The sequence below is a fragment of the Pseudomonas sp. NPDC087626 genome, assembly GCF_044743405.1.
Lineage (GTDB): Bacteria > Pseudomonadota > Gammaproteobacteria > Pseudomonadales > Pseudomonadaceae > Aquipseudomonas.
Map to the genome: position 1 here is coordinate 1 of NZ_JBIUWJ010000011.1, position 19,445 is coordinate 19,445.

The 19,445-nt window shown below is 60.7% G+C and carries 13 protein-coding genes; 6 read left to right on the forward strand and 7 right to left on the reverse strand.

The annotated features are described in order from the left end of the window. Positions 1-287: 287 nt before the first annotated feature. From glgB to ACIOVD_RS11370, 3 genes are all read right to left on the reverse strand, one after another. Positions 288-2,504 carry a 1,4-alpha-glucan branching protein GlgB gene (glgB, locus tag ACIOVD_RS11360; protein ID WP_095168758.1) on the reverse strand — a complete coding sequence of 739 codons (2,217 nt, stop codon included), beginning with the start codon at positions 2,502-2,504 and terminating at the stop codon, positions 288-290. Beyond that, positions 2,504-5,857 (reverse strand): maltose alpha-D-glucosyltransferase, encoded by a 3,354-nt coding sequence (gene treS, locus ACIOVD_RS11365; RefSeq protein ID WP_401127725.1) that lies wholly within the window; start codon positions 5,855-5,857, stop codon positions 2,504-2,506. Before treS ends, glgB begins: the two co-directional genes overlap by 1 nt. 61 nt (positions 5,858-5,918) lie before the next feature. Further along, positions 5,919-7,913 carry an alpha-1,4-glucan--maltose-1-phosphate maltosyltransferase gene (locus ACIOVD_RS11370; protein ID WP_401127727.1) on the reverse strand — a complete coding sequence of 665 codons (1,995 nt, stop codon included), beginning with the start codon at positions 7,911-7,913 and terminating at the stop codon, positions 5,919-5,921. A gap of 1,077 nt (positions 7,914-8,990) precedes the next feature. Here ACIOVD_RS11370 and ACIOVD_RS11375 point away from each other — a divergent pair. From ACIOVD_RS11375 to ACIOVD_RS11385, 3 genes are all read left to right on the forward strand, one after another. Next, positions 8,991-9,734 (forward strand): ABC transporter permease, encoded by a 744-nt coding sequence (locus ACIOVD_RS11375; protein ID WP_401127729.1) that lies wholly within the window; start codon positions 8,991-8,993, stop codon positions 9,732-9,734. Beyond that, a complete protein-coding gene (locus ACIOVD_RS11380; RefSeq protein WP_095168754.1) occupies positions 9,734-10,447 on the forward strand; it encodes an AAA family ATPase in 714 nt (237 codons plus the stop codon). Before ACIOVD_RS11375 ends, ACIOVD_RS11380 begins: the two co-directional genes overlap by 1 nt. 104 nt (positions 10,448-10,551) lie before the next feature. After that, positions 10,552-10,719: a hypothetical protein gene (locus ACIOVD_RS11385; RefSeq protein ID WP_174244579.1), complete on the forward strand. Its 168-nt coding sequence runs from the start codon at positions 10,552-10,554 to the stop codon at positions 10,717-10,719. 10 nt (positions 10,720-10,729) lie between these two features. Here ACIOVD_RS11385 and ACIOVD_RS11390 read toward each other — a convergent pair whose 3' ends face one another. Then, positions 10,730-11,230, reverse strand: a complete 501-nt coding sequence (locus ACIOVD_RS11390; protein ID WP_159996225.1) for an MgtC/SapB family protein — start codon at positions 11,228-11,230, stop codon at positions 10,730-10,732. A gap of 121 nt (positions 11,231-11,351) precedes the next feature. On the opposite strand from ACIOVD_RS11390, the gene ACIOVD_RS11395 reads away from it, so the two are divergent. The 3 genes from ACIOVD_RS11395 (at position 11,352) to mapR (ending at position 14,720) form a co-directional block, all read left to right on the forward strand. Further along, the gene (locus ACIOVD_RS11395) at positions 11,352-11,585 is read left to right on the forward strand and encodes a DUF3203 family protein (RefSeq protein ID WP_095168752.1); all 234 of its coding nucleotides are present in this window, start codon (positions 11,352-11,354) and stop codon (positions 11,583-11,585) included. 195 nt (positions 11,586-11,780) lie between these two features. Continuing rightward, positions 11,781-13,193: a cytochrome c oxidase accessory protein CcoG gene (gene ccoG, locus ACIOVD_RS11400; RefSeq protein WP_159996226.1), complete on the forward strand. Its 1,413-nt coding sequence runs from the start codon at positions 11,781-11,783 to the stop codon at positions 13,191-13,193. 117 nt (positions 13,194-13,310) lie between these two features. Next, a complete protein-coding gene (mapR, locus tag ACIOVD_RS11405) occupies positions 13,311-14,720 on the forward strand; it encodes a GntR family transcriptional regulator MpaR (protein ID WP_095168749.1) in 1,410 nt (469 codons plus the stop codon). On the opposite strand, the gene ACIOVD_RS11410 is transcribed toward mapR, so the two are convergent. The 3 genes from ACIOVD_RS11410 to nosP form a co-directional block, all read right to left on the reverse strand. Beyond that, entirely contained in the window at positions 14,717-15,463 is a 747-nt protein-coding gene (locus ACIOVD_RS11410; RefSeq protein ID WP_095168748.1) for an SDR family oxidoreductase, read from the reverse strand. The two genes, mapR and ACIOVD_RS11410, sit on opposite strands and share 4 nt — an antisense overlap. 145 nt (positions 15,464-15,608) lie before the next feature. Next, positions 15,609-18,242, reverse strand: a complete 2,634-nt coding sequence (nahK, locus tag ACIOVD_RS11415; RefSeq protein ID WP_401127733.1) for a hybrid sensor histidine kinase/response regulator NahK/ErcS' — start codon at positions 18,240-18,242, stop codon at positions 15,609-15,611. Then, positions 18,172-19,335, reverse strand: coding sequence for a nitric oxide-sensing protein NosP (nosP, locus tag ACIOVD_RS11420; protein WP_401127893.1), 1,164 nt, complete (start codon positions 19,333-19,335; stop codon positions 18,172-18,174). Before nosP ends, nahK begins: the two co-directional genes overlap by 71 nt. Positions 19,336-19,445 lie beyond the last annotated feature (110 nt).

Genomic DNA, 19,445 nt, shown 5'->3' on the forward strand with positions numbered 1-19,445 from the left:
TGCCGAGTGGTGGGGCAAGAGCCTTTTGCTTACTTTTGGGCTCCTCCAAAAGTGAGCCGCTGTAAAAGCGGAACCATAGGAGGCCGTTACCGCAAGAATGGATATGTACTCGGTCTAATCCAACCCCCCAGAGGCCGCCACGGTAGCAAGCCCCCTCGCCACAGACCGCTACAAAGTTGTGTAGATACCTATGCCCATCGCGGGCAAGCCCGCTCCCACATGGAAAATCCAGCCCCCCCGTACAAACAGGCCGGCCGCCAGGCACCAGCGATGTATCAGGCCGGCCTCTACCCAAGCGGACGCAACATCAGTACCGCCAACGGCGGCAGATTCAGCACCAGTGACAGCGGCTGGCCATGGCTGCCCTCTTCCTCGGTCTGCGCGCCACCGTCGTTACCATAATTGGACCCCGCATAAATACCCGCGTCGCTGTTGATCAACTCGCTCCAGCGTCCGGCGAACGGTACGCCCACCCGGTAGGCCGGACGCGGCACAGGGGTGAAGTTGGCCACCACCAGCACCGGTCGGCCGTCCTTGCTCCAGCGCAGCCAGGCATAAACACTGTTGATCGCATCATCGCCAATCAACCACTGGAAACCTTGCGGTACATCGTCCTGGTCGTGCAGTGCCGGCTCTTCGCGGTACAGCTGGTTGAGGTCGCTGACCAGCTTTTGCACGCCCCGGTGTTCCGGGTACTGCAGCAAGTACCAATCGAGTTGCTGGTCATGGTTCCACTCGCGCCACTGGCCGAACTCACACCCCATGAACAGCAGCTTCTTGCCCGGGTGCGCCCACATGAAACTCAGGTAGGCCCGCAGGTTGGCAAATTTCTGCCAGCGATCGCCGGGCATCTTGTCGATCAGCGAATGTTTGCCGTGCACCACTTCGTCGTGGGAAATCGGCAGGATAAAACGCTCGGACCAGGCGTACACCAGGCCAAAGCTCAGCTCATTGTGATGGTGGGCGCGGTACACCGGGTCCTGCTGGATGTAGTGCAGGGAATCGTGCATCCAGCCCATGTTCCACTTGTAGTCGAAGCCCAGCCCGCCTTGTTGGGTGCTCTGGCTGACGCCCGGCCAGGCGGTGGACTCCTCGGCGATCACCAGGGCGCCCGGCGCCTCGAGATCGACCACGTCATTGAGATGGCGGACAAAATCGATGGCTTCCAGATTCTCCCGCCCGCCATGGCGGTTTGGCACCCATTCACCGGCCTTGCGCGAATAGTCGCGATAGAGCATCGAGGCCACGGCATCTACCCGCAGCCCGTCGATATGGAAATGCTTGAGCCAGTGCAACGCCGAAGCCAGCATGAAACCGTGGACTTCGGTGCGCCCCAGGTTGTAGATCAGGGTGTCCCAGTCCTGGTGAAAACCTTCCAGCGGGTTGCCGTACTCGTACAGCGCGGTGCCATCGAATTGCGCCAGGCCATGGGTGTCGGTGGGAAAATGCGCCGGCACCCAATCGAGGATCACCCCAATCCCGGCCAGGTGGCAGGCATTGACGAACGCAGCAAAGTCACTGGGCGAACCGTAGCGCGCACTGGGAGCAAACTGCGAGAGCGGCTGGTAACCCCAGGAACCGCCGAACGGATGCTCCATGATCGGCATCAGTTCGATATGGGTAAAACCCAGGTTCTGCACGTAGGGAATCAAGCGCTCGCCCAGTTCGGCCCAGCTGTATTGACGCGCCACTTCCCCGACATCGTCGACCTCGCACTGCCAGGAGCCGGCATGCAACTCATAGATCGACAACGGCGCGCTCGGCCGGTGACGCTCGCCGCGCGTCTGCATCCACGCCTGGTCCTGCCAGTCGATGCTCAAGGGGCCGGCGACTTTCGACGCGGTGTCCGGCGGCAACTGAGTGGCCAGGGCCATGGGGTCGGCCTTGAGCGGCAGGATCCCGTGGGCTCCCAGAATCTCGTACTTGTACGCCTCACCCGCCTGCAGGCGCGGGATGAACAACTCCCAGACCCCGGAGGGATGACGCAGGCGCATCGGGTGGCGGCGACCGTCCCAGATATTGAAATCACCCACCACCGAGACCCGGCGGGCATTCGGCGCCCACACGGCAAAGCGCACCCCGTCCACGCCGTCGACATTCTGCAACTGGGCGCCCAGGCAGGCACTGAGGTCACGGTGGTTGCCCTCGGCGAACAGATACAGGTCCATCTCACCCAGCAACTGCCCGAAGCTGTAGGGGTCTTCGGCAGTCTGCTCGCCACCGGCCCACTGGGTGCGCAGCACGTACGCCTGGGCCTGGGGGAAATGGCCGACGAACAACCCTGGTACCTCGCTGGCCGTCAGGCTGCCCAGGACGGCGCCGCTGTCGCGGGCCAGCACCTGGACGCTCAAGGCGTCCGGCAGATAGGCCCGAATGAACTGGCCACCGGCGGCGTCGCCGTGGGGCCCGAGAATCGCAAACGGATCCGGATGTTCGGCACGCACCAGCGCCTCGATGTCGCGCGCTGCCGGCAGCAGCGCCTCTTTGAGTCCCCGTTCCTTCATCACTGCTCTCCACCTATCTCGGAAAAGGGTTCAAGTCCACTTAACAACCCATAGAGCCCGTGCAACGGCACGGGTATCCAGGCGGGACGATTTTCGGCTTCATACAGCACTTCATACGCGGCCTTCTCCAGGCTGAACAAGGCCAGCGCAGCGTCTTGCGCTCCAGGAATCTGCCAGGCATGAGCAAGACTAGCTGTCGCCAGCCGATATGCCTGGACAAAGGCCGCTTGCGCCTCACGCAAGTAACGTTCGGTGACCCGCGCACGCGCAACATCCGCTTGCCCGGTACTGTCGACGCCCTGCCCGTTGCGCGCCATAGCCGCCGCGTAATCGAACGAACGCAGGACCCCGCTGACATCCTTGTACGGACTGTGCTTGCCCCGGCGTTCATGCAATGCCCGCGCCGGTTCGCCCTCGAAGTCGATCAGGTAGGCATCGCCCTTGATCACCAGCACCTGGCCCAGGTGCAAGTCGCCGTGGACCCGCATGCGCAGGCCGCCGGTGGCCTGTTCGGCCAACCCTTGCACATGCTTGAGAATGACTTTGCGGTGTTCCAGCAAACGGGCCACCCGCTGTTGATCGGCAGCCCCCAGTTGCCCCTGGTGCTGCTTGAGCAACAGCAAGGCGCGCTCCAGTTGCGCGGCGATCGAGGTGTACAGCACCTGCTGGTCCTTGGCCGTGGTCACTTCGCTGCCGAACGCCGGATCCTTGCCGGGTGCTGCCAGCAACAGGTGCATTTCCCCCAGGCGCTGGCCGAGCATAGCGGCGAAATCCTGCAGTTCGCCGAGGGCGTTGTAGTGCTGGTCCTGTTCCGACATGGCATCGGCCAGTTCGTCACGAATCGCCCGTTCAAGATTGTTCTGGGTCCACTCCCAGGCATCGCCCTGGTTGCTCAGGTAGCCCTGGGCAATCATCAGCAAGTGGTCTTCACCCTGTGCGTCGCGCCGCACCACGGAGCCGAGCAGTGGCGAAATATGTTCAAAGCCCGCCGCCGTCAGGTACGCGCCCATCTCCAGCTCAGGGTGCACGCCACCGGCCACTTTGCGGATCAGCTTGAGCACCAGGCTGGTGCCGATAACCACTGAACTGTTGGACTGTTCGGCGGACAGGTAGCGCACTTCGGACTCGGGCCCAAGCCCCAGTTGCGCCAGTTGGGCAGTGGGTTCGAAACGAATCTCGCCGTCGCTGGATGCCAGCACCGTCTGCGCCTGGATCGCCTGCAACACCGCCCGCACGAAACTGTCGAGGCTGAACGCATCGGTGACCAGGCCGACCTGCGGTCCACGCCGGACCCGCGACAAGGCCAGTTGCTGGGGCAACGCCGCGCCCATCTGGTCCTCGCCCAGAAAACCGAAGGGCAATTGATAGCGGCTGGTCTGACCCTGGCTGCTGACCTCGATTTCGCTCAGCAACACCGGATGCTGGGCATCGCCAAAACGCACCCCATAGGCGATGTGCACCGATTCGATGCTGGCGTCCTTGCCGGCGAACCAGCGGCGGTTGAGCAGCCAGCTGGGCAACACGTTTTGCTCCAAAAGGGTGCGCGACGGTGCTTCAAGCAACTCTTCCATGCGCTTTTTCAGGACCAGGGTGGTGAAGTCCGGCAAGCTCTGCGCCGGCTCCACGTGCCAGCTCGGCATCTGGTTCTCCGCCGCCAGCACGAACCAGTAGAAACCATAGGGCGCCAGGGTCAGCAGAAAACTCAGCTGGCCGATGGGCGGGAAGGCATTGCCCCCCAGCATCTCCACCGGGACCATGCCGACGTAGGCCGAAAGATCCAGCTCGGCGGCTTGCGCACTGCGCGAGACGTTGGCCACGCAGAGGATGGTTTCGTGGCGGCCATCGGCGCCGGTGAACTCACGGGTATAGGCGAGGATCCGGCGATTGCTCGGTGACAGCATTTTCAGAGTGCCGCGGCCGAACGCCTTGGATTGCTTGCGCACAGCCAGCATGCGCCGGGTCCAGTTGAGCAACGAGTGGGGATCGCCCGCCTGGGTTTCGACGTTGACCGACAGGTAACCGTACTGCGGGTCCATGATCGGTGGCAGCACCAGACTGGCGGGGTCGGCGCGGGAGAAGCCGCCGTTGCGATCGATCGACCACTGCATGGGCGTGCGCACACCGTCCCGGTCGCCCAGGTAGATGTTGTCACCCATGCCGATTTCGTCGCCGTAATACAGGGTCGGTGTGCCAGGCATCGACAACAGCAGGCTGTTGAGCAGCTCGATCCGGCGTCGGTCACGTTCCATCAAGGGCGCCAGGCGCCGGCGGATGCCCAGGTTGATCCGCGCCCGACGGTCGGCGGCGTAGTAGTTCCACAGGTAATCGCGCTCCCTGTCGGTGACCATCTCCAGGGTCAGCTCATCGTGGTTACGCAGGAAAATCGCCCATTGACAGTTGGCCGGGATCTCCGGGGTCTGGCGCAGGATATCGGTGATCGGGAAGCGGTCTTCCTGGGCCAGGGCCATGTACATGCGGGGCATCAGCGGAAAGTGGAACGCCATGTGGCACTCGTCACCGTTGTCGCCGTGGGTATCGCCGCTCTTTTTATTACCAAAATACAGCTGAGTGTCCTCCGGCCACTGGTTGGCTTCGGCCAGCAGCATGCGGTCCGGGTAATTGGCGTCGATCTCGGCCCGGATCTGCTTGAGCACGTCATGGGTCTCGGGCAGGTTTTCGTTGTTGGTGCCGTCGCGCTCGATCAGGTACGGAATGGCGTCCAGGCGCAAGCCGTCGATGCCCATGTCCAGCCAGTAGCGCATCACCGACAGCACCGCCTTCAGGACCTGCGGGTTGTCGAAATTGAGGTCCGGCTGGTGGGAATAGAACCGGTGCCAGAAATACTGACCGGCGACCGGGTCCCAGGTCCAGTTGGACTTCTCGGTGTCGAGGAAGATGATCCGCGTGCCGTCGTATTTCTGGTCGTCGTCGGACCACACGTAGAAGTCCCGCGCCGCCGATCCGGGCTTGGCCTTGCGTGCCCGCTGGAACCAGGGGTGCTGGTCGGAGGTGTGGTTGATCACCAGCTCGGTGATTACCCGCAACCCGCGCTTGTGGGCCTCGGCAATAAAACGCTTGGCATCTGCCATGGTCCCGTAGTCGCTGTGCACGCCACGGTACTCGGCAATGTCGTAGCCATCGTCACGCCGTGGCGAGGGATAGAACGGCAACAGCCAGATGGTGTTGACGCCAAGGTCGGCGATGTAGTCGAGCTTGGCGATCAGCCCGGGAAAATCGCCGATCCCGTCGTTGTTGGAGTCGAAGTAGGATTTGACGTGAACTTGGTAAATCACCGCATCCTTGTACCAGAGCGGGTCATCGCTGAAGGTGGCTGACCTGGGTTTCTTCGCCATTACAATCTCCTGTTCAATGGGGGGTGGCAGGTACCGGTCGTGCGGGTTTTGTCACCGCGCCCTACAGCGATATCCGCCAGATGCCGAACGGTTGATGCCAGGGCTCGATGCGCATCCATTGAGTCTTGCCGTACCACGTCCAGCGATGGCCATTCATCAAGTCTTCGCCCTGGGTCACCGCGTCGTCCGCCAGGCCCAGCTCCCACAGCGGCAGTTCGAAATGCGCCTCCTGGGCGTTGAACGGATCCAGGCTGACGGCCACCAGAATGAAGTTGCTGCCATCTGTGCTGCGTTTGCCGAAGTACAGGATGTTGTCGTTCCAGGCGTTGTACAGCTGCAAGCCGAGATGACTGTGCAAGGCCGGGTTCTGCCGGCGGATGCGATTGAGCTGGGCGATCTCGGCGATGATGTTGCCGGGGGCATTGAAGTCGCGGACACGGATCTGGTACTTCTCCGAATCCAGGTACTCCTCCTTGCCCGGCACCGGTGCCGACTCGCACAACTCGAACCCTGAATACATGCCCCACAGTCCCGACCCCATGGTCGCCAGCGCCGCGCGAATGAGAAACCCGGCGCGCCCCGACTGGTGCAGGAAGCCCGGGTTGATGTCCGGGGTATTGACGAAAAAGTTCGGCCGGTAGCATTCGCGCCAGGGCGACTGGTTCAGTTCGCTGAAGTAACTCGCCAGCTCCTGCTTGGTATTGCGCCAGGTGAAGTAGGTGTAGCTCTGGGAGTAGCCGACCTTGCCCAGGCGCGCCATCATCGCCGGCGTGGTAAAGGCTTCGGCGAGGAAGATCACCTCGGGGTACAGCGCCCGCACATCGGCGATCAGCCATTGCCAGAACGGCAGCGGCTTGGTGTGCGGGTTGTCGACGCGAAAGATCTTCACCCCCTCCTCGACCCAACCGACCACGATATCGCGCAGCTCCAGCCACAGGCTGGGAATCGCCTCGCAGCTATAGAAGTCGACGTTGACGATGTCCTGGTACTTCTTCGGCGGGTTTTCCGCGTATTTGATGGTGCCGTCCGGCCGCCAGTTGAACCACCCCGGGTGTTGCTGCAGCCAAGGGTGGTCCTGGGAACACTGGATGGCGAAGTCGAGGGCTATTTCCAAACCGTGGTCTGCGGCAGCCGCCACCAGCCGACGGAAGTCTTCGCGACTGCCCAGTTGTGAATGAATCGCCTCATGGCCGCCCTCCTCGCTACCGATGGCATAGGGGCTGCCTGGATCGTCCGGGCCGGCCGTCAGGGAGTTGTTCGGACCCTTGCGGTAACTGCGCCCGATCGGGTGGATCGGCGGGAAGTAAAGGACGTCGAAGCCCATGTCCTGAATCATCGGCAGGCGCGCATGCACGTCATTGAAGGTGCCATGGCGCGTGGGGTCGTCGGTGATTGATCGCGGAAACAGCTCATACCAACTGGCGAACTGCGCCAGTTCGCGCTCGACGTCGACCGGGTACTGCGGGCTCAAGCTCAGGTAGGCACGCTGATCGGCCTGGCTCATCAGTTCGGCGCTATGGGGGTGCAGGAACAACGCGACCTGCTCGGTTTCGAGCAAACCGGACAATTGCTGGTGCAACGCCGTCAGTTGCTCCTTGAGTGGCCCTTCTGCGCGCTCGGCGGCTTGCTGGACGTGCAGTCGGCCTTCTTGCAGTTCCAGGCTGACGGGGACGCTCGCCAGGTGCTTCTTGTCCAGTTCGTAGCAAAAACTGGCGAAGTGGTCGATCCAGGCTTCGATGCAAAACACATGACGGCCCTGGACCGGCACACGGAAGCGGCCCTGCCACCCATTGTTGCCCAGGTCGCTCATCACCTCGCTCTGCCACACCGCATCGCCCTCGCCACGCCAACGCAGGCGCACCGCGAGCTTGTCGTGACCGTCGGCAAACACTTTGCTGGTCACCTCGACGTCCTGGCCGACCACGGCCTTGACGGCAAATTGCCCGCCTTCGAGGATCGGCATGCAGTCTTCAATCACGATGCGCGGCAGCAACAGCGCCTGGGACAGTGGCATGTGCGGGTTGTAGCTCAACTCATCAGGTTTCTCAGCCGTCATCGAGCATCTCTCCTTTACGCCCCAAGGACGCTCTTGTGTCTGGGTGTCGTCGGCAAGGGAGTCCCGCGCCGAATGAGCTCACTTAGGTTCCGAGCGACAGGCACCGGCAAAAGTTCATAGGGAATTGGCTGGACGCCAATCCGCGGCGCAACGATCAACCTACTTAAGCACGACTCAGGCCACATGCCAGTGGTGGTTTGGACAAGGCCTCATCCATTCCCGTCCGCACCACTTGATATCGGCAATCGGGCTTTACCGCCAACGATCACCTTGATGCTGGGGCCGGCGCTGCAGTAAAGGAAAATACGCTTACAAACCTCCAGTAAGCCTGAGTATGGAATAGCCACCATGACAACCCCGTGAAACACATACCGTTCGTCGATTTTTTTGGCAAGTTAGCTCAAATAAAAATACGCGACCTACGTACGTTAAAGAAACGCACTACAAACGTCCTAAGAAGTTTCAGTGCCTTCAAAAAATTTATTCGAATCGGCCATCCATTAACAACCAATCAAATCAGCGCTTACCGCAGGGAAAGACATTTTCCGCTCTTGTTTACATCAAAAACAAAAAAACAGAAACCAACATCAAACCCGCAAGAAAATTCTAAAAACCGCGAAAGAAACCGCCTACAACAAAAAAACCGAAAACTTGCAACACGCGACTCACAAGACTAAAAGTTTAGAGCCACTTGATAGAACGTGAATTTCAGCCGGCCAGGAGCAAAAAATTGAATCACCGACACAGGGACAGTCATGAGACTAAGCATAGAAAACTACAAACTGCTCAACTTCAAAAACGACAACATTACCACTTCACCTGAGCCTGCATCCCGAGCAACACCTCAAACTCTATTAGAAACAATCAAAAAACTGCACCACCGAACAAACATTTCAAAGGATGATCTGTCGAACTTACTAAATGAATATAACCTTGATTACGAAGACGCCTGCCGATCGCTCGAAACCTCAGTGGATCTAGAGTCCGACAAATCCCTATTTTCTTGAGCAGGTCATAGCGGCCCATGATTTGGAGACCGTAAACCTCATGATTCCTTTTCCTTAATAGAGAAATCCCATGCTTAGAAAAATAGTGTTTCGCACCATAAGGATCAGTACAATCTTCATAAAAGAACAACTAAAAGAACCCACCGCTTTTTTCTGGACAATACTCTCGCCAACAGCACTATTTTATCTATTAAATTACTCCAAAGGAATGACTCCGCCCTACCAAGCGAACTACATGGAAGCAACATCCTGGTTTTATGCTTATATCTCTTCAAGCGTCGCTTTTTTTGGTTTCTCTTTTTACATCATAGGACGCAGAGAAAGCGGATTTACACGATCTTTTATCTACACACTTGAAGCAAGAACCATTTTCTTACTGGGTCAATTCCTGGCCTACTCATTAATATCGGTATTTTACTGCCTGGCATTTTATGTGCTTACTCGCCCGGCATTCAGCGCATACTCCATCAGTGAAGCAACGTTCATCGCCGGGCGCTTTTACCTTTGCTTTCTCCTTTTCAGCATACCCGGCCTCTTACTAACACTCCCTCCCCTGACGTTTCAAAACGCTAACACCACCTTCTCAATCATCTCATTCTCAATGCTCACTCTCGGTATTTACAGCGCTAACATCACGCCATCAACCTCGTATTCTCTATACAGCATCAACCCGCTAGCAATGGCTCACAACATCGTCATGAACGGAGTACAGAGCAACCTGACATATTTAATAATCATACTGACGTTATTCCCCACCACCCTTCTACTCACCCTACGCTTCTTAAGAATCAATCCGATATGGAGCCGATACTAATGAAATCACTTTCCGTCAACAATATTTGCTTCAGTCATCCTAACAAGCCGATCTTCGTTAATGCTTCAATGTCTATCGAAGCCGGTTCAATCGTAGGCTTACTAGGCCCAAACGGCAGCGGCAAAACCACATTTTTCGACATGATATGCGGATTACTAAACGACAAAAATCTGCAGGTAAACAGCACATTCAAATATCCACTTTACCTCACTCAATCATTAACAACCCCACACACACTGCGCATGTTTGATATTTTCAAACTAACTACATTACTCTGCTCTTCAGAAACCATTAGCCAAAAGTGCGCGATTGAGAAACTGCGGATATGGAGCCCTGAAATCATTGATCGATATAAGGCCTTGTGGAATAAAAAATCCACTCTCTGTAGTTACGGTGAAAAGCGTTGGTTCTTCACATTGACCTTGCTGACGTTAAGTGCGGACCTGGTCATACTGGACGAACCCAGCGCCGGGGTTGACCCGGAGTTTCGTCACTATATCTGGAAGTGTTTAAAGGGGGCAGCTCGGGAGGGGGTAGCCATTTTAGTCTCTTCTCATAACATTGAAGAAATCTCCGCTAACTGCGATCGCTTTTATATGATTAGTGAATGTACTTTCAAGCCATTTCAATCCGGAGCTGAATTTATCCGCCACTACGACACCGACAGCCTTGACGAGGCATTCATCCGGGCAGCAACGCCCCCTCCCCGCTAACCATTGCGCTCGATATCTGGGCAATTGCCTGGAATCAAATCCACACGCGGGAGGTCAACCCACATAAGCAGGACCCACGCCACGTGCCACTGGAGGTTAGACCGATGACCAATCCTTTCCCTGGAGAAACCCCGGATCCGAACATCGATCATCCGGTGATCCCCGACACCGATCCGCAACCCGTTCCCGAGCAGGACCCGCCAGGCACCAACCCGCCACCGCGCGAAGAGCCTCCGACGCCGATGCCGCCGGTAATTGTCGGCCCGGCATAGGAATCCATCCCTATGGCTGTTTGTCCTTTTCAAACAGGTTGACGATCCACGGCATGACGCTGAACACCGCCAGTGCCAGCAGCGTACTGAGCACCGCCGTCGACTCGCGGCCCATGCCGGCGGCGACGCCAATGGCGGCGGTCATCCACAGACCGGCGGCGGTGGTCAGGCCTTTGACGTGGCTTTCGTCACCGTCCTTACCCTTGAGAATGGTCCCGGCACCGAGAAAGCCGATGCCGGCGATCACCCCCTGCACCACTCGGCTCATGGCATCGGCCTGGGCCCCGGACATCTGTGGCACCAGCACAAACAGCGCGGCGCCCATGGCGACCAGCATGTGGGTGCGCACCCCGGCGGCCTTGCCTTTCTGCTCACGCTCAAAGCCGAGGATCGCCCCCAGCAACGCGGCGATCAGCAAGCGCACGGTAATGCGCGTCAACTGCGATGCGTCGCCGATGTCGGCGAACTCCGCTTGCAGGGTGATCCAGACTTCATGCCACCAGGCGTCCATGAGGCAGTCCTGAAAAGAAGGTTGATAAGGCATGGACCGCGCCGACCGCTAATCGGTTGCAGCGAACGATGGACGGCCCCAGGACCCTAACGTGAAAGCCCCAAAAACAGTGGAGAGCCCCATGACCGTGCGCATCGAAAACCAGACCTGCTTTTTCACCACCGAAAGCGGCGAAGAGATCCGCCTGGCCGCTGACGTGACCATCCTCACTGACGGTGATAAGTCGATGTCGGCGGTGGACCTCGACGGTCAGCGCGTGTACATCACCGAAGCAGAAGCCGACGCATTGACCGTAGCAGGTGCGGTCGATGGCCGGCGGCACCTGAAGGTCACTGACAGTGATTCGGTGATTTGACTGATCTCCATCAAGCCCCCCGCCAGACGCCTGGGATAGGCATGCGCGCCACGCCCGGCGGGGTGCATCAAGTTGTCGCAGGGGCGGTGCAGAAGCTCATCTGATCCGCTTTTTAATCCAATACCTGAGTCTGTTATGCAAACAGTTGCCCGCGCATAGTTCATTGGCCTGATGGAGGCTGATGAGCGAAAGACCATGAGCGATAAAATCCCCGTCCGATTAGTAGAAACATTCGAGCCTTCGCGTTCAAAGATGAAGGCCAAATCCAGCGACAACCAGATCCACACCCGTAGCTTCAGCGGTTTGTTCCGTACCCTGCGCATCAGTGGTGCGGGTTTTCTGTTCCTGGCGTTTTTTGGCACCGTGTGGCTGAACTGGGGTGGCCGCCAGGCCGTGCTCTGGGACCTGGCGCAGAGCAAGTTCCACATCTTCGGTGCAACCTTCTGGCCGCAGGATTTCATCCTGCTCTCGGCGCTGTTGATCATCTGCGCCTTTGGCCTGTTCGCAATCACCGTGTTTGCCGGACGCGTCTGGTGTGGCTACACCTGCCCGCAGAGCTCGTTCACCTGGTTGTTCATGTGGTGTGAAAAAGTCACCGAGGGTGAGCGCAACCAGCGGATCAAGCTGCAAGCCGCGCCCTGGACCCTGGAAAAACTGCTGCGCCGCTCGGCCAAACACACCATGTGGCTGGCGATCAGCGTGCTCACCGGCCTGACCTTTGTCGGTTACTTCACGCCGATCCGGCCGCTGGCCGAAGAACTGCTGACCTGGCAAATGGGCGGCGTCAGCCTGTTCTGGGTGCTGTTTTTCACCGCAGCCACCTACATCAACGCCGGCTGGCTGCGCGAAGCGGTGTGCATGCACATGTGCCCCTACGCACGGTTCCAGAGCGTGATGTTCGACAAGGACACCCTGACCATCTCCTACGACACCGCCCGTGGCGAACACCGCGGTCCGCGCAAGCGCGAGGTCAAGCCGGCCGAGGTGGGCCTGGGCGACTGCATCGACTGCCAGTTGTGCGTGCAGGTCTGCCCCACCGGGATCGACATCCGCGACGGCTTGCAGATGGAGTGCATTGGCTGCGCCGCCTGCATCGACGCCTGTGATTCGATCATGGACAAGATGGGCTACGCCCGGGGCCTGATCAGCTATACGTCCGAGCACCAGTTGCAAGGTGGCAAGACCCACTTGCTGCGCCCGCGCCTGATCGGCTACACCGCGGTGCTACTGGTGATGATCGGCGCCCTGGTGTTGGCGTTGATGGAGCGGCCGATGGTGTCCCTGGACGTGAGCAAGGACCGCGGCCTGTTTCGCGAAAACAGCCAGGGCCAGATCGAGAACATCTACAGCCTCAAGATCATCAACAAGACCCAACAGCGCCAGGACTATCGCCTGTCACTGGTCGATGGCGAGGGTTTCCAGTTGCAGGGCAAGACCGAGCTGAGCCTGGCACCCGGGGAGATTCTCGATGTGCCGGTGTCGGTCGCCATGACCACCGACAAGCCCGCCAGTAGCTCACAGACCCTGAGCTTCAAGGTCAGCGACAGCGACGAGCCGCAGATCAACAGCGTGGCGAAAAGCCGCTTTGTTGCACCGATGAACCGCTGAGCCTTTACACTGCGGTGCTGTCATTGCCAGCAGGCTCGCTCCTCCATACCAGTGGCAGCGAGCCCGCTCGCGAAACAGGCACCTCGATTTTTCTGAATGACATCTATCGGGCTTTCGATGAAACGCTACGAAAAATTCGCTGACGACATTGCCGAGCTGATCCGCTCAGGCGTCCTGGGGCCCGGTCAGCGGGTGCCCTCGGTGCGGTATGCCAGCCAGACGTATGGGGTCAGCCCGTCCACAGTGTTCCAGGCCTACTACCTGCTGGAGCGCCGAGGCCTGATTCGCGCCCGGCCGCGCTCCGGCTACTTCGTCAACACCCACGCCCCCAGCCCGTTTTCCGAGCCGGTGATCAGCAGCCAGGTCAACGAGTCCACCGAAGTCGACGTCAGCGAACTGGTGTTCTCGGTGCTGGACTCGATCAAGGACCCGCACACCGTGCCGTTCGGCTCGGCCTTCCCCAGCCCGACCCTGTTTCCGCTGCAACGCCTGGCGCGTTCGCTGGCCAGTGCCAGCCGCGAAATGGACCCGCGCATGGTGGTCACCGACATGTCGCCGGGCAACCCGCAACTGCGCCGGCAAATCGCCCTGCGCTACATGGTCGGCGGGCTGATGCTGCCCATGGAAGAACTGCTGATCACCAACGGCGCGCTGGAAGCCCTCAACCTGTGCCTGCAAGCCGTCACCGAGCCCGGCGACCTGGTGGCCATCGAGGCCCCGGCCTTCTATGCCAGCCTGCAAGTGCTCGAACGGCTCAAGCTCAAGGCCGTGGAGATTCCCGTGCACCCGCGCGATGGCATCGACCTTGGGGTGCTCGCGCAAACCCTCGAACGCCACCCGATCAAGGCCTGCTGGTGTATGACCAGCTTCCAGAACCCGATGGGCGCGACCATGCCCGAGGCCAAGAAACAGGAACTGGTGGAGTTGCTGCGCCGTCATCAGGTGCCGCTGATCGAAGACGACGTCTACGCCGAGCTGTATTACGGCCAGCAAGCACCGAAACCGGCCAAGGCCTTCGACACCGAGGGCCTGGTGATGCACTGCGGTTCGTTCGCCAAGAGCCTGGCGCCCGGTTACCGCATTGGTTGGGTGGCCGCCGGGCGCTATGCGCAGAAGATCGAACGACTGAAGTTGATGACCTCGCTGTGTGCCTCGATGCCGGCCCAGGCAGCGATTGCCGATTACCTGCAACACGGCGGCTATGACCGCCACTTGCGTAAGTTGCGCTATGCCCTGGAAGAACAGCAAAGCGCCATGCTGGCGGCCATCGCCCGCTACTTCCCGGCACAGACCCGCGTCAGCCAGCCGGCCGGCGGCTACTTCCTGTGGCTGGAGCTGCCGGAGCAGATGGACTCGTTGAAGTTGTTCCAGATGGCCCTGGCCCAGGGCATCAGCATCGCGCCGGGACCGATCTTTTCTCCGACCCGACGTTTTCGCAACTGCATCCGCCTGAACTACGGCAGCCCCTGGACCGAGGACACGGAAAAGGCCATGGAGACCCTGGGCCGTATCGTGCGCTCGTTCTAGCGCCCACCCGCCACGTCAATGAAAGTCCCGACCGCATAGGACGCCTTGTCCGAGAGCAGCCAGATGATTGCCTCGGCGACTTCGTCGGGACGCCCGCCACGGGCCATGGGAATTCCCGACTCGAGTTTGCTGACCCGGTCCGGGTCGCCGCTCAGGGCATGGAAGTCGGTGTAGATGTAGCCCGGCCGCACCGCGTTGACCCGGATGCCTTCGCCGGCGACTTCCTTGGACAGGCCGATGGTGAAGGAGTCCAGTGCCCCCTTGGAGGCGGCGTAGTCGACGTACTCCCCCGGCGAACCAAGACGCGAGGCCACCGAAGAGACGTTGACGATGCTGCCACCCTGCCCGCCATGTTTGGGCGACATGCGCAGCAGTGCGTGCTTGGCGCAGAGAATCGGCGCCAGGACGTTGGTCTTCATGATTTTCAGGATGCGAAACTCGGACATGTCCTCGACGCGGGACTTCTGCCCGACTGTGCCGGCGTTGTTGACCAGCGCGGTGACCCGCCCCAGTTCTTGGTCGACGCGCTGGAACAGGCTGATCACTTCGTCTTCGATGCTGACATCGGCACGCACCGCGATTGCCTGGGCCCCCAGGGCACGGACTTGGGCCAGGACCCGATGGGCCGCCTCTTCGTCCGCCAGGTAGTTGATGCAGATGCGATACCCCTGCTCTGCGGCCAGTAACGCCGTGGCCGCGCCAATACCGCGACTGCCACCGGTGATGACGATGACTTTATCCATGCTTGCTTGCTCCCCTATCCAGACGTGTAACCTCGCGTGGCAAGGATACCCGCCACAGCCGGGTTTTGCATGGGGACGAACAGCCGCGGGGTTATCCGCAGGCCGAATTGCCGATAAAAAGCTCCCCAGGGCGCCCGACCCAGGCCTACACCCGGCCAAGCAAATGGCTCATCGCGGTCTTGAGCTTCATCGGCCGCACCGGCTTGTGCATCAGGGTATGGCCGAGCTCGCGGATCTGCTGCTTGAGCTCGTTGCTGTAGTTGGCGGTGATCATCATCGCCGGAATCGCACAGGCGCGCCGCGCGTTGATCCGGGCCACGGCGTCGACACCATTCTGCTCGTCGTCCAGATGATAGTCGGCGATCAGCAAGTCGGCTTCGGCGTGGTAGTTGTCCACCTGGCGTGCCAGGTCCTGCTCGGACAACGCGGTTACCACCCGGCAGCCCCAGCCTTCAAGCAAGGTGCGCATGCCGGCGCAGATCGCCGCGTCGTTATCCAGTACCCACACCCGCGCGCCCCGCAGGCGCTCCAACATCGGCTCGCTGATGACCAGGCTTGGCAGGGCCTTGGGCGCAGTGGCGCTGAGCGGCACCTCCACGGAAAATACCGAGCCGCGCCCCGGCCAGGAACGCACGTGGATCCGGTGGCCGAGGATCCCGGCGATCTTCTCGACGATCGCCAACCCCAGGCCCAGCCCTCGATCCTGATGGGGGCGCTGCACGTCGCCGCGCTTGAACTCCTGGAAAATTTCCTCCAGGCGATCTTCGGCGATGCCCATGCCGCTGTCCCAGACCTCGATCGACAGCCGCTGGTGCTGGCGCCGGCATCCCAACACCACGCGGCCGCTGTAGGTGTAGCGGATGGCATTGCTCAGCAGATTGCGCAGGATCCGCGCCAGCAACTGGATGTCACTGCGCACCAAGGCCGAACAGGCCACGAAGTGCAGTTCCAGGCCCTCGCTGCGAGCCACCTGGGTGTACTCCGCGGCGAGGTTTTCGAGCAACTCGCTCAAGGCGAACGGCGCGATATCGGCAGTGATCACCCCGGCATCCAGCTTGGAAATATCGACCAGGGTGCCCAGCAGGTTTTCCACGTCCTCCAGCGAATTGCTGACATTGCGCACCAGCACTTCATTGGCCTGGGGCTCGCGGCGTTCGAGCAAGGCCCCGGTAAACAACCGCGCGGCGTTCAGCGGTTGCAGCAGGTCATGGCTGACCGCGGCGAGAAACTTGGTCTTCGACAGGTTGGCCCGCTCGGCCTCCAGCTTGGCCTCGCGCAGCCGCGATTCGACGCGCCGGCGCTCGTCGATCTCGCTGCGCAGTTGGGTGTTGAGGGTGGTCAGCTCCGTGGTGCGTTCGCGCACCCGCAGCTCGAGGTTCTGATAGGCCTGGTGCAGTGCCTCGGCGGTCCGCCGGCGCTCGGTGATGTCGCGAATCAGCACAAAGATCCCCACCACTTCGCCGCTGGCCAGGCGATTGGGCACGTAGGAGCGCAGCATGTAGCGCTCCTGATTGTTGATGTTGGTCTCGGCAAACTCGAAGGTCACGCTCTCGCCCGCCAGCGCCCGCGCCACATAGGCTTCCAGGCGTTGGTAGTGCTGTTCGCTGTGGACCTCGCGCAGGCTCTGGCCGAGCATCACTCCGCGCGGCCAGCAGTACCACTCTTCGTAGACCTTGTTGGTGAATTCGTAGACCAGGTCGGCGTTGAGGTAGGCGATCAGGGCCGGCACGTGGTCGGTGATCAGGCGGATCCAGCGCTCGCTTTCACTCAGCGCTTCGGCGTGCTGGTAGCGCTCGGTGATGTCGGTGAAGGTGTTGACGAAACCGCCGGTGGGCAATGGATGGGTGCGGATCTCCAGGACCCGGCCATCGTACAGGCGCTGTTCGCACTCCTGCACGGGGCGGCCGTTGGCGTCGCGACTGGCGGGAGTCAGCAGTTGCAGTTCGCTGTCGCCGATGACCTCGCTGAACGGTCGATGGGCGGCCACCGGAGCCAGTCCGCTGAGTTCGAGAAAACGCCGGTTCCACAGTTCCAGCACGCCCTCGGCGTTGACCATCGCCACCCCTTGGGACAGGTTGTCCACCGCCCGTTGCAGCAAATGGGATTTCTGCGCCACCGCCTGCTCACGGCGCGCGGTCTCGCTTTGCTTGACCTCGGTGATATCGGTAAACAGGATCACCCGCCCGCCTTCCTGGGTCGGCCGCTCGCTGACCTGCAGCCAGCGCCCGTTCTGCAGGCGATACAGCAGGCTTTCGTCGGCACTGCCCCGGGGTTCCTCGGTAAACAGCCCGGTCCCGGCCATCAGGCGCTTAACCTCGCCCAGGCGCATGCCGGCGATGATCCGCACCCGGCTGTTGCTCCAGAACGCCTTGAAGCGGCTATTGAACAGGACGATGCGCTGGTCGGCGTCGAACAGCACGAAGGCGTCGGAAATGCTCTCGATGGCATCGATCAGGTGCTGGTGCGCCGTCTCGGCCCGCAGCCGCGCGTCACTGAGCAGGTGATTGCCGGCCTTGAGCTCGGCCATCGCCTGGTTCAGCGCATCGGTACGCTCACGCACCTGTTCGGCCAGCACCACCGAGTGCTGGAACGCCGCATAGGGGTCGTTGCCCCGGGTGACGCCGGATTCGATGCGCTCGATCAGGGCACTGTTGATGCGCGCCAGTTTGTGGTTGTCGCGCTGCAGGCTGGCGATCTGCGCCTGCAGCTCAGCGTTTTGCTGGGGATCGGCCACGGGCAATGGCAACCCCGGTAAAGGTCTGGTTGATGTGCATGCCATTGAACTGTTCTCCGTAGGTGTTGAAACCCATCACCCGCTGGTCCCGCAAAAACCCGCCGATCTGCTCCAGCTTGCCGCTGTCTTCCAGTTCCAGGCGCCGCAGGAAGCAGTCGCAACCGATGGTCAGCAGCAGCTCGCCGAGGCGCTCCTGCAAGCCCGCGAACAGCTGCTCCAGGTTCGGCAGCATCGGCCCCGGCGTCATGGCGGTGAGGACAATGCCGTTTTCCACCGCGCAGTAGAAACTCAGGCTCAGGTCCGGGTGCACTTGCTGGATCGCCCGCACGTAGTACTGCTGGTTGATCCGCACGGCCAAGGGGTGGGCGGCAAAAATCCGGTGGTCGAGCTCGGCCACCGGCACCCCAATGTGCCGGGCGTACTCTTCGGCGGCTGGCTCGGCGTTGAGTTCGAACACCCGCCTGGAAGGACTGTCGGCACCGGTCACCACCAGTTTTTCCGCACGCGGCAGGATGTGGTGGGTGGTGAACACTTCAAAGTCGAGCCAGGTATTGACCAGCACCACCACCGCCGCGCCGCTGTGAAATGCGCCGTCGAAGTACACATGGGTGTGAGTCAGGTAATTGTCGTCGCCGGCCGAACCACCGAAATGGGGGATGTCGCCCAAGGCGGCACTGAGGGCGGCAAGCACCATCTCCTCGCGACTGGACAGCCCGTCAAGCAGGGTCAGGGCAAAGCTGTTGCCCTTGATCGGGGCCAGGGTGTTGCTGCGACAGCCACTGACCAGGCGCTCGACCATCTGCTGGGCGTCGATCAGGCTGAAGTGCTCCATCTCGTCGATCAGCGCGGTAGAGATAGAGAAGTGCCGGTGATCGAAACCCACCGCCGTTACGCAGTTGCGGCCGTAGCCCTGGGGGGTGATTTCCCCGGCACTGGTGCAGCCCACCAGGCGGATCCCGCCGAACCCCTGCGCCAGGGCCTGGCCCAGCGCCTGGAGGTCGTACTCGGCGGAACAGAAAAACAGCACGAATCCCAGGTGCGGATGCAACAACTGCCGCGCCAGCTCCTGGGCTACCTGTTGCGCGTCACTGGCCTGGGACATGGCACTGACGATCCCTTCACTCTGGACCTGCTGCATCGTCGCCTCCGGCAGGTGCGCATGGTTGAGGCTTGAGTGTACGAAGGCCACGGACCGTGACCTATGCTACTTGGGTAGCGGTCTGGCACTTCGATGGGATGAGAGGGGTG

Excerpts from the sequence above, each read along its gene's own strand:
- glgB (WP_095168758.1), bottom strand. The coding sequence starts at position 2,504 with ATGAAGGAACGGGGACTCAAAGAGGCGCTGCTGCCGGCAGCGCGCGAC.
- treS (WP_401127725.1), bottom strand. The coding sequence starts at position 5,857 with ATGGCGAAGAAACCCAGGTCAGCCACCTTCAGCGATGACCCGCTCTGG.
- ACIOVD_RS11370 (WP_401127727.1), bottom strand. The coding sequence starts at position 7,913 with ATGACGGCTGAGAAACCTGATGAGTTGAGCTACAACCCGCACATGCCA.
- ACIOVD_RS11375 (WP_401127729.1), top strand. The coding sequence starts at position 8,991 with ATGCTTAGAAAAATAGTGTTTCGCACCATAAGGATCAGTACAATCTTC.
- ACIOVD_RS11380 (WP_095168754.1), top strand. The coding sequence starts at position 9,734 with ATGAAATCACTTTCCGTCAACAATATTTGCTTCAGTCATCCTAACAAG.
- ACIOVD_RS11385 (WP_174244579.1), top strand. The coding sequence starts at position 10,552 with ATGACCAATCCTTTCCCTGGAGAAACCCCGGATCCGAACATCGATCAT.
- ACIOVD_RS11390 (WP_159996225.1), bottom strand. The coding sequence starts at position 11,230 with ATGGACGCCTGGTGGCATGAAGTCTGGATCACCCTGCAAGCGGAGTTC.
- ACIOVD_RS11395 (WP_095168752.1), top strand. The coding sequence starts at position 11,352 with ATGACCGTGCGCATCGAAAACCAGACCTGCTTTTTCACCACCGAAAGC.
- ccoG (WP_159996226.1), top strand. The coding sequence starts at position 11,781 with ATGAGCGATAAAATCCCCGTCCGATTAGTAGAAACATTCGAGCCTTCG.
- mapR (WP_095168749.1), top strand. The coding sequence starts at position 13,311 with ATGAAACGCTACGAAAAATTCGCTGACGACATTGCCGAGCTGATCCGC.
- ACIOVD_RS11410 (WP_095168748.1), bottom strand. The coding sequence starts at position 15,463 with ATGGATAAAGTCATCGTCATCACCGGTGGCAGTCGCGGTATTGGCGCG.
- nahK (WP_401127733.1), bottom strand. The coding sequence starts at position 18,242 with ATGGCATGCACATCAACCAGACCTTTACCGGGGTTGCCATTGCCCGTG.
- nosP (WP_401127893.1), bottom strand. The coding sequence starts at position 19,335 with ATGCAGCAGGTCCAGAGTGAAGGGATCGTCAGTGCCATGTCCCAGGCC.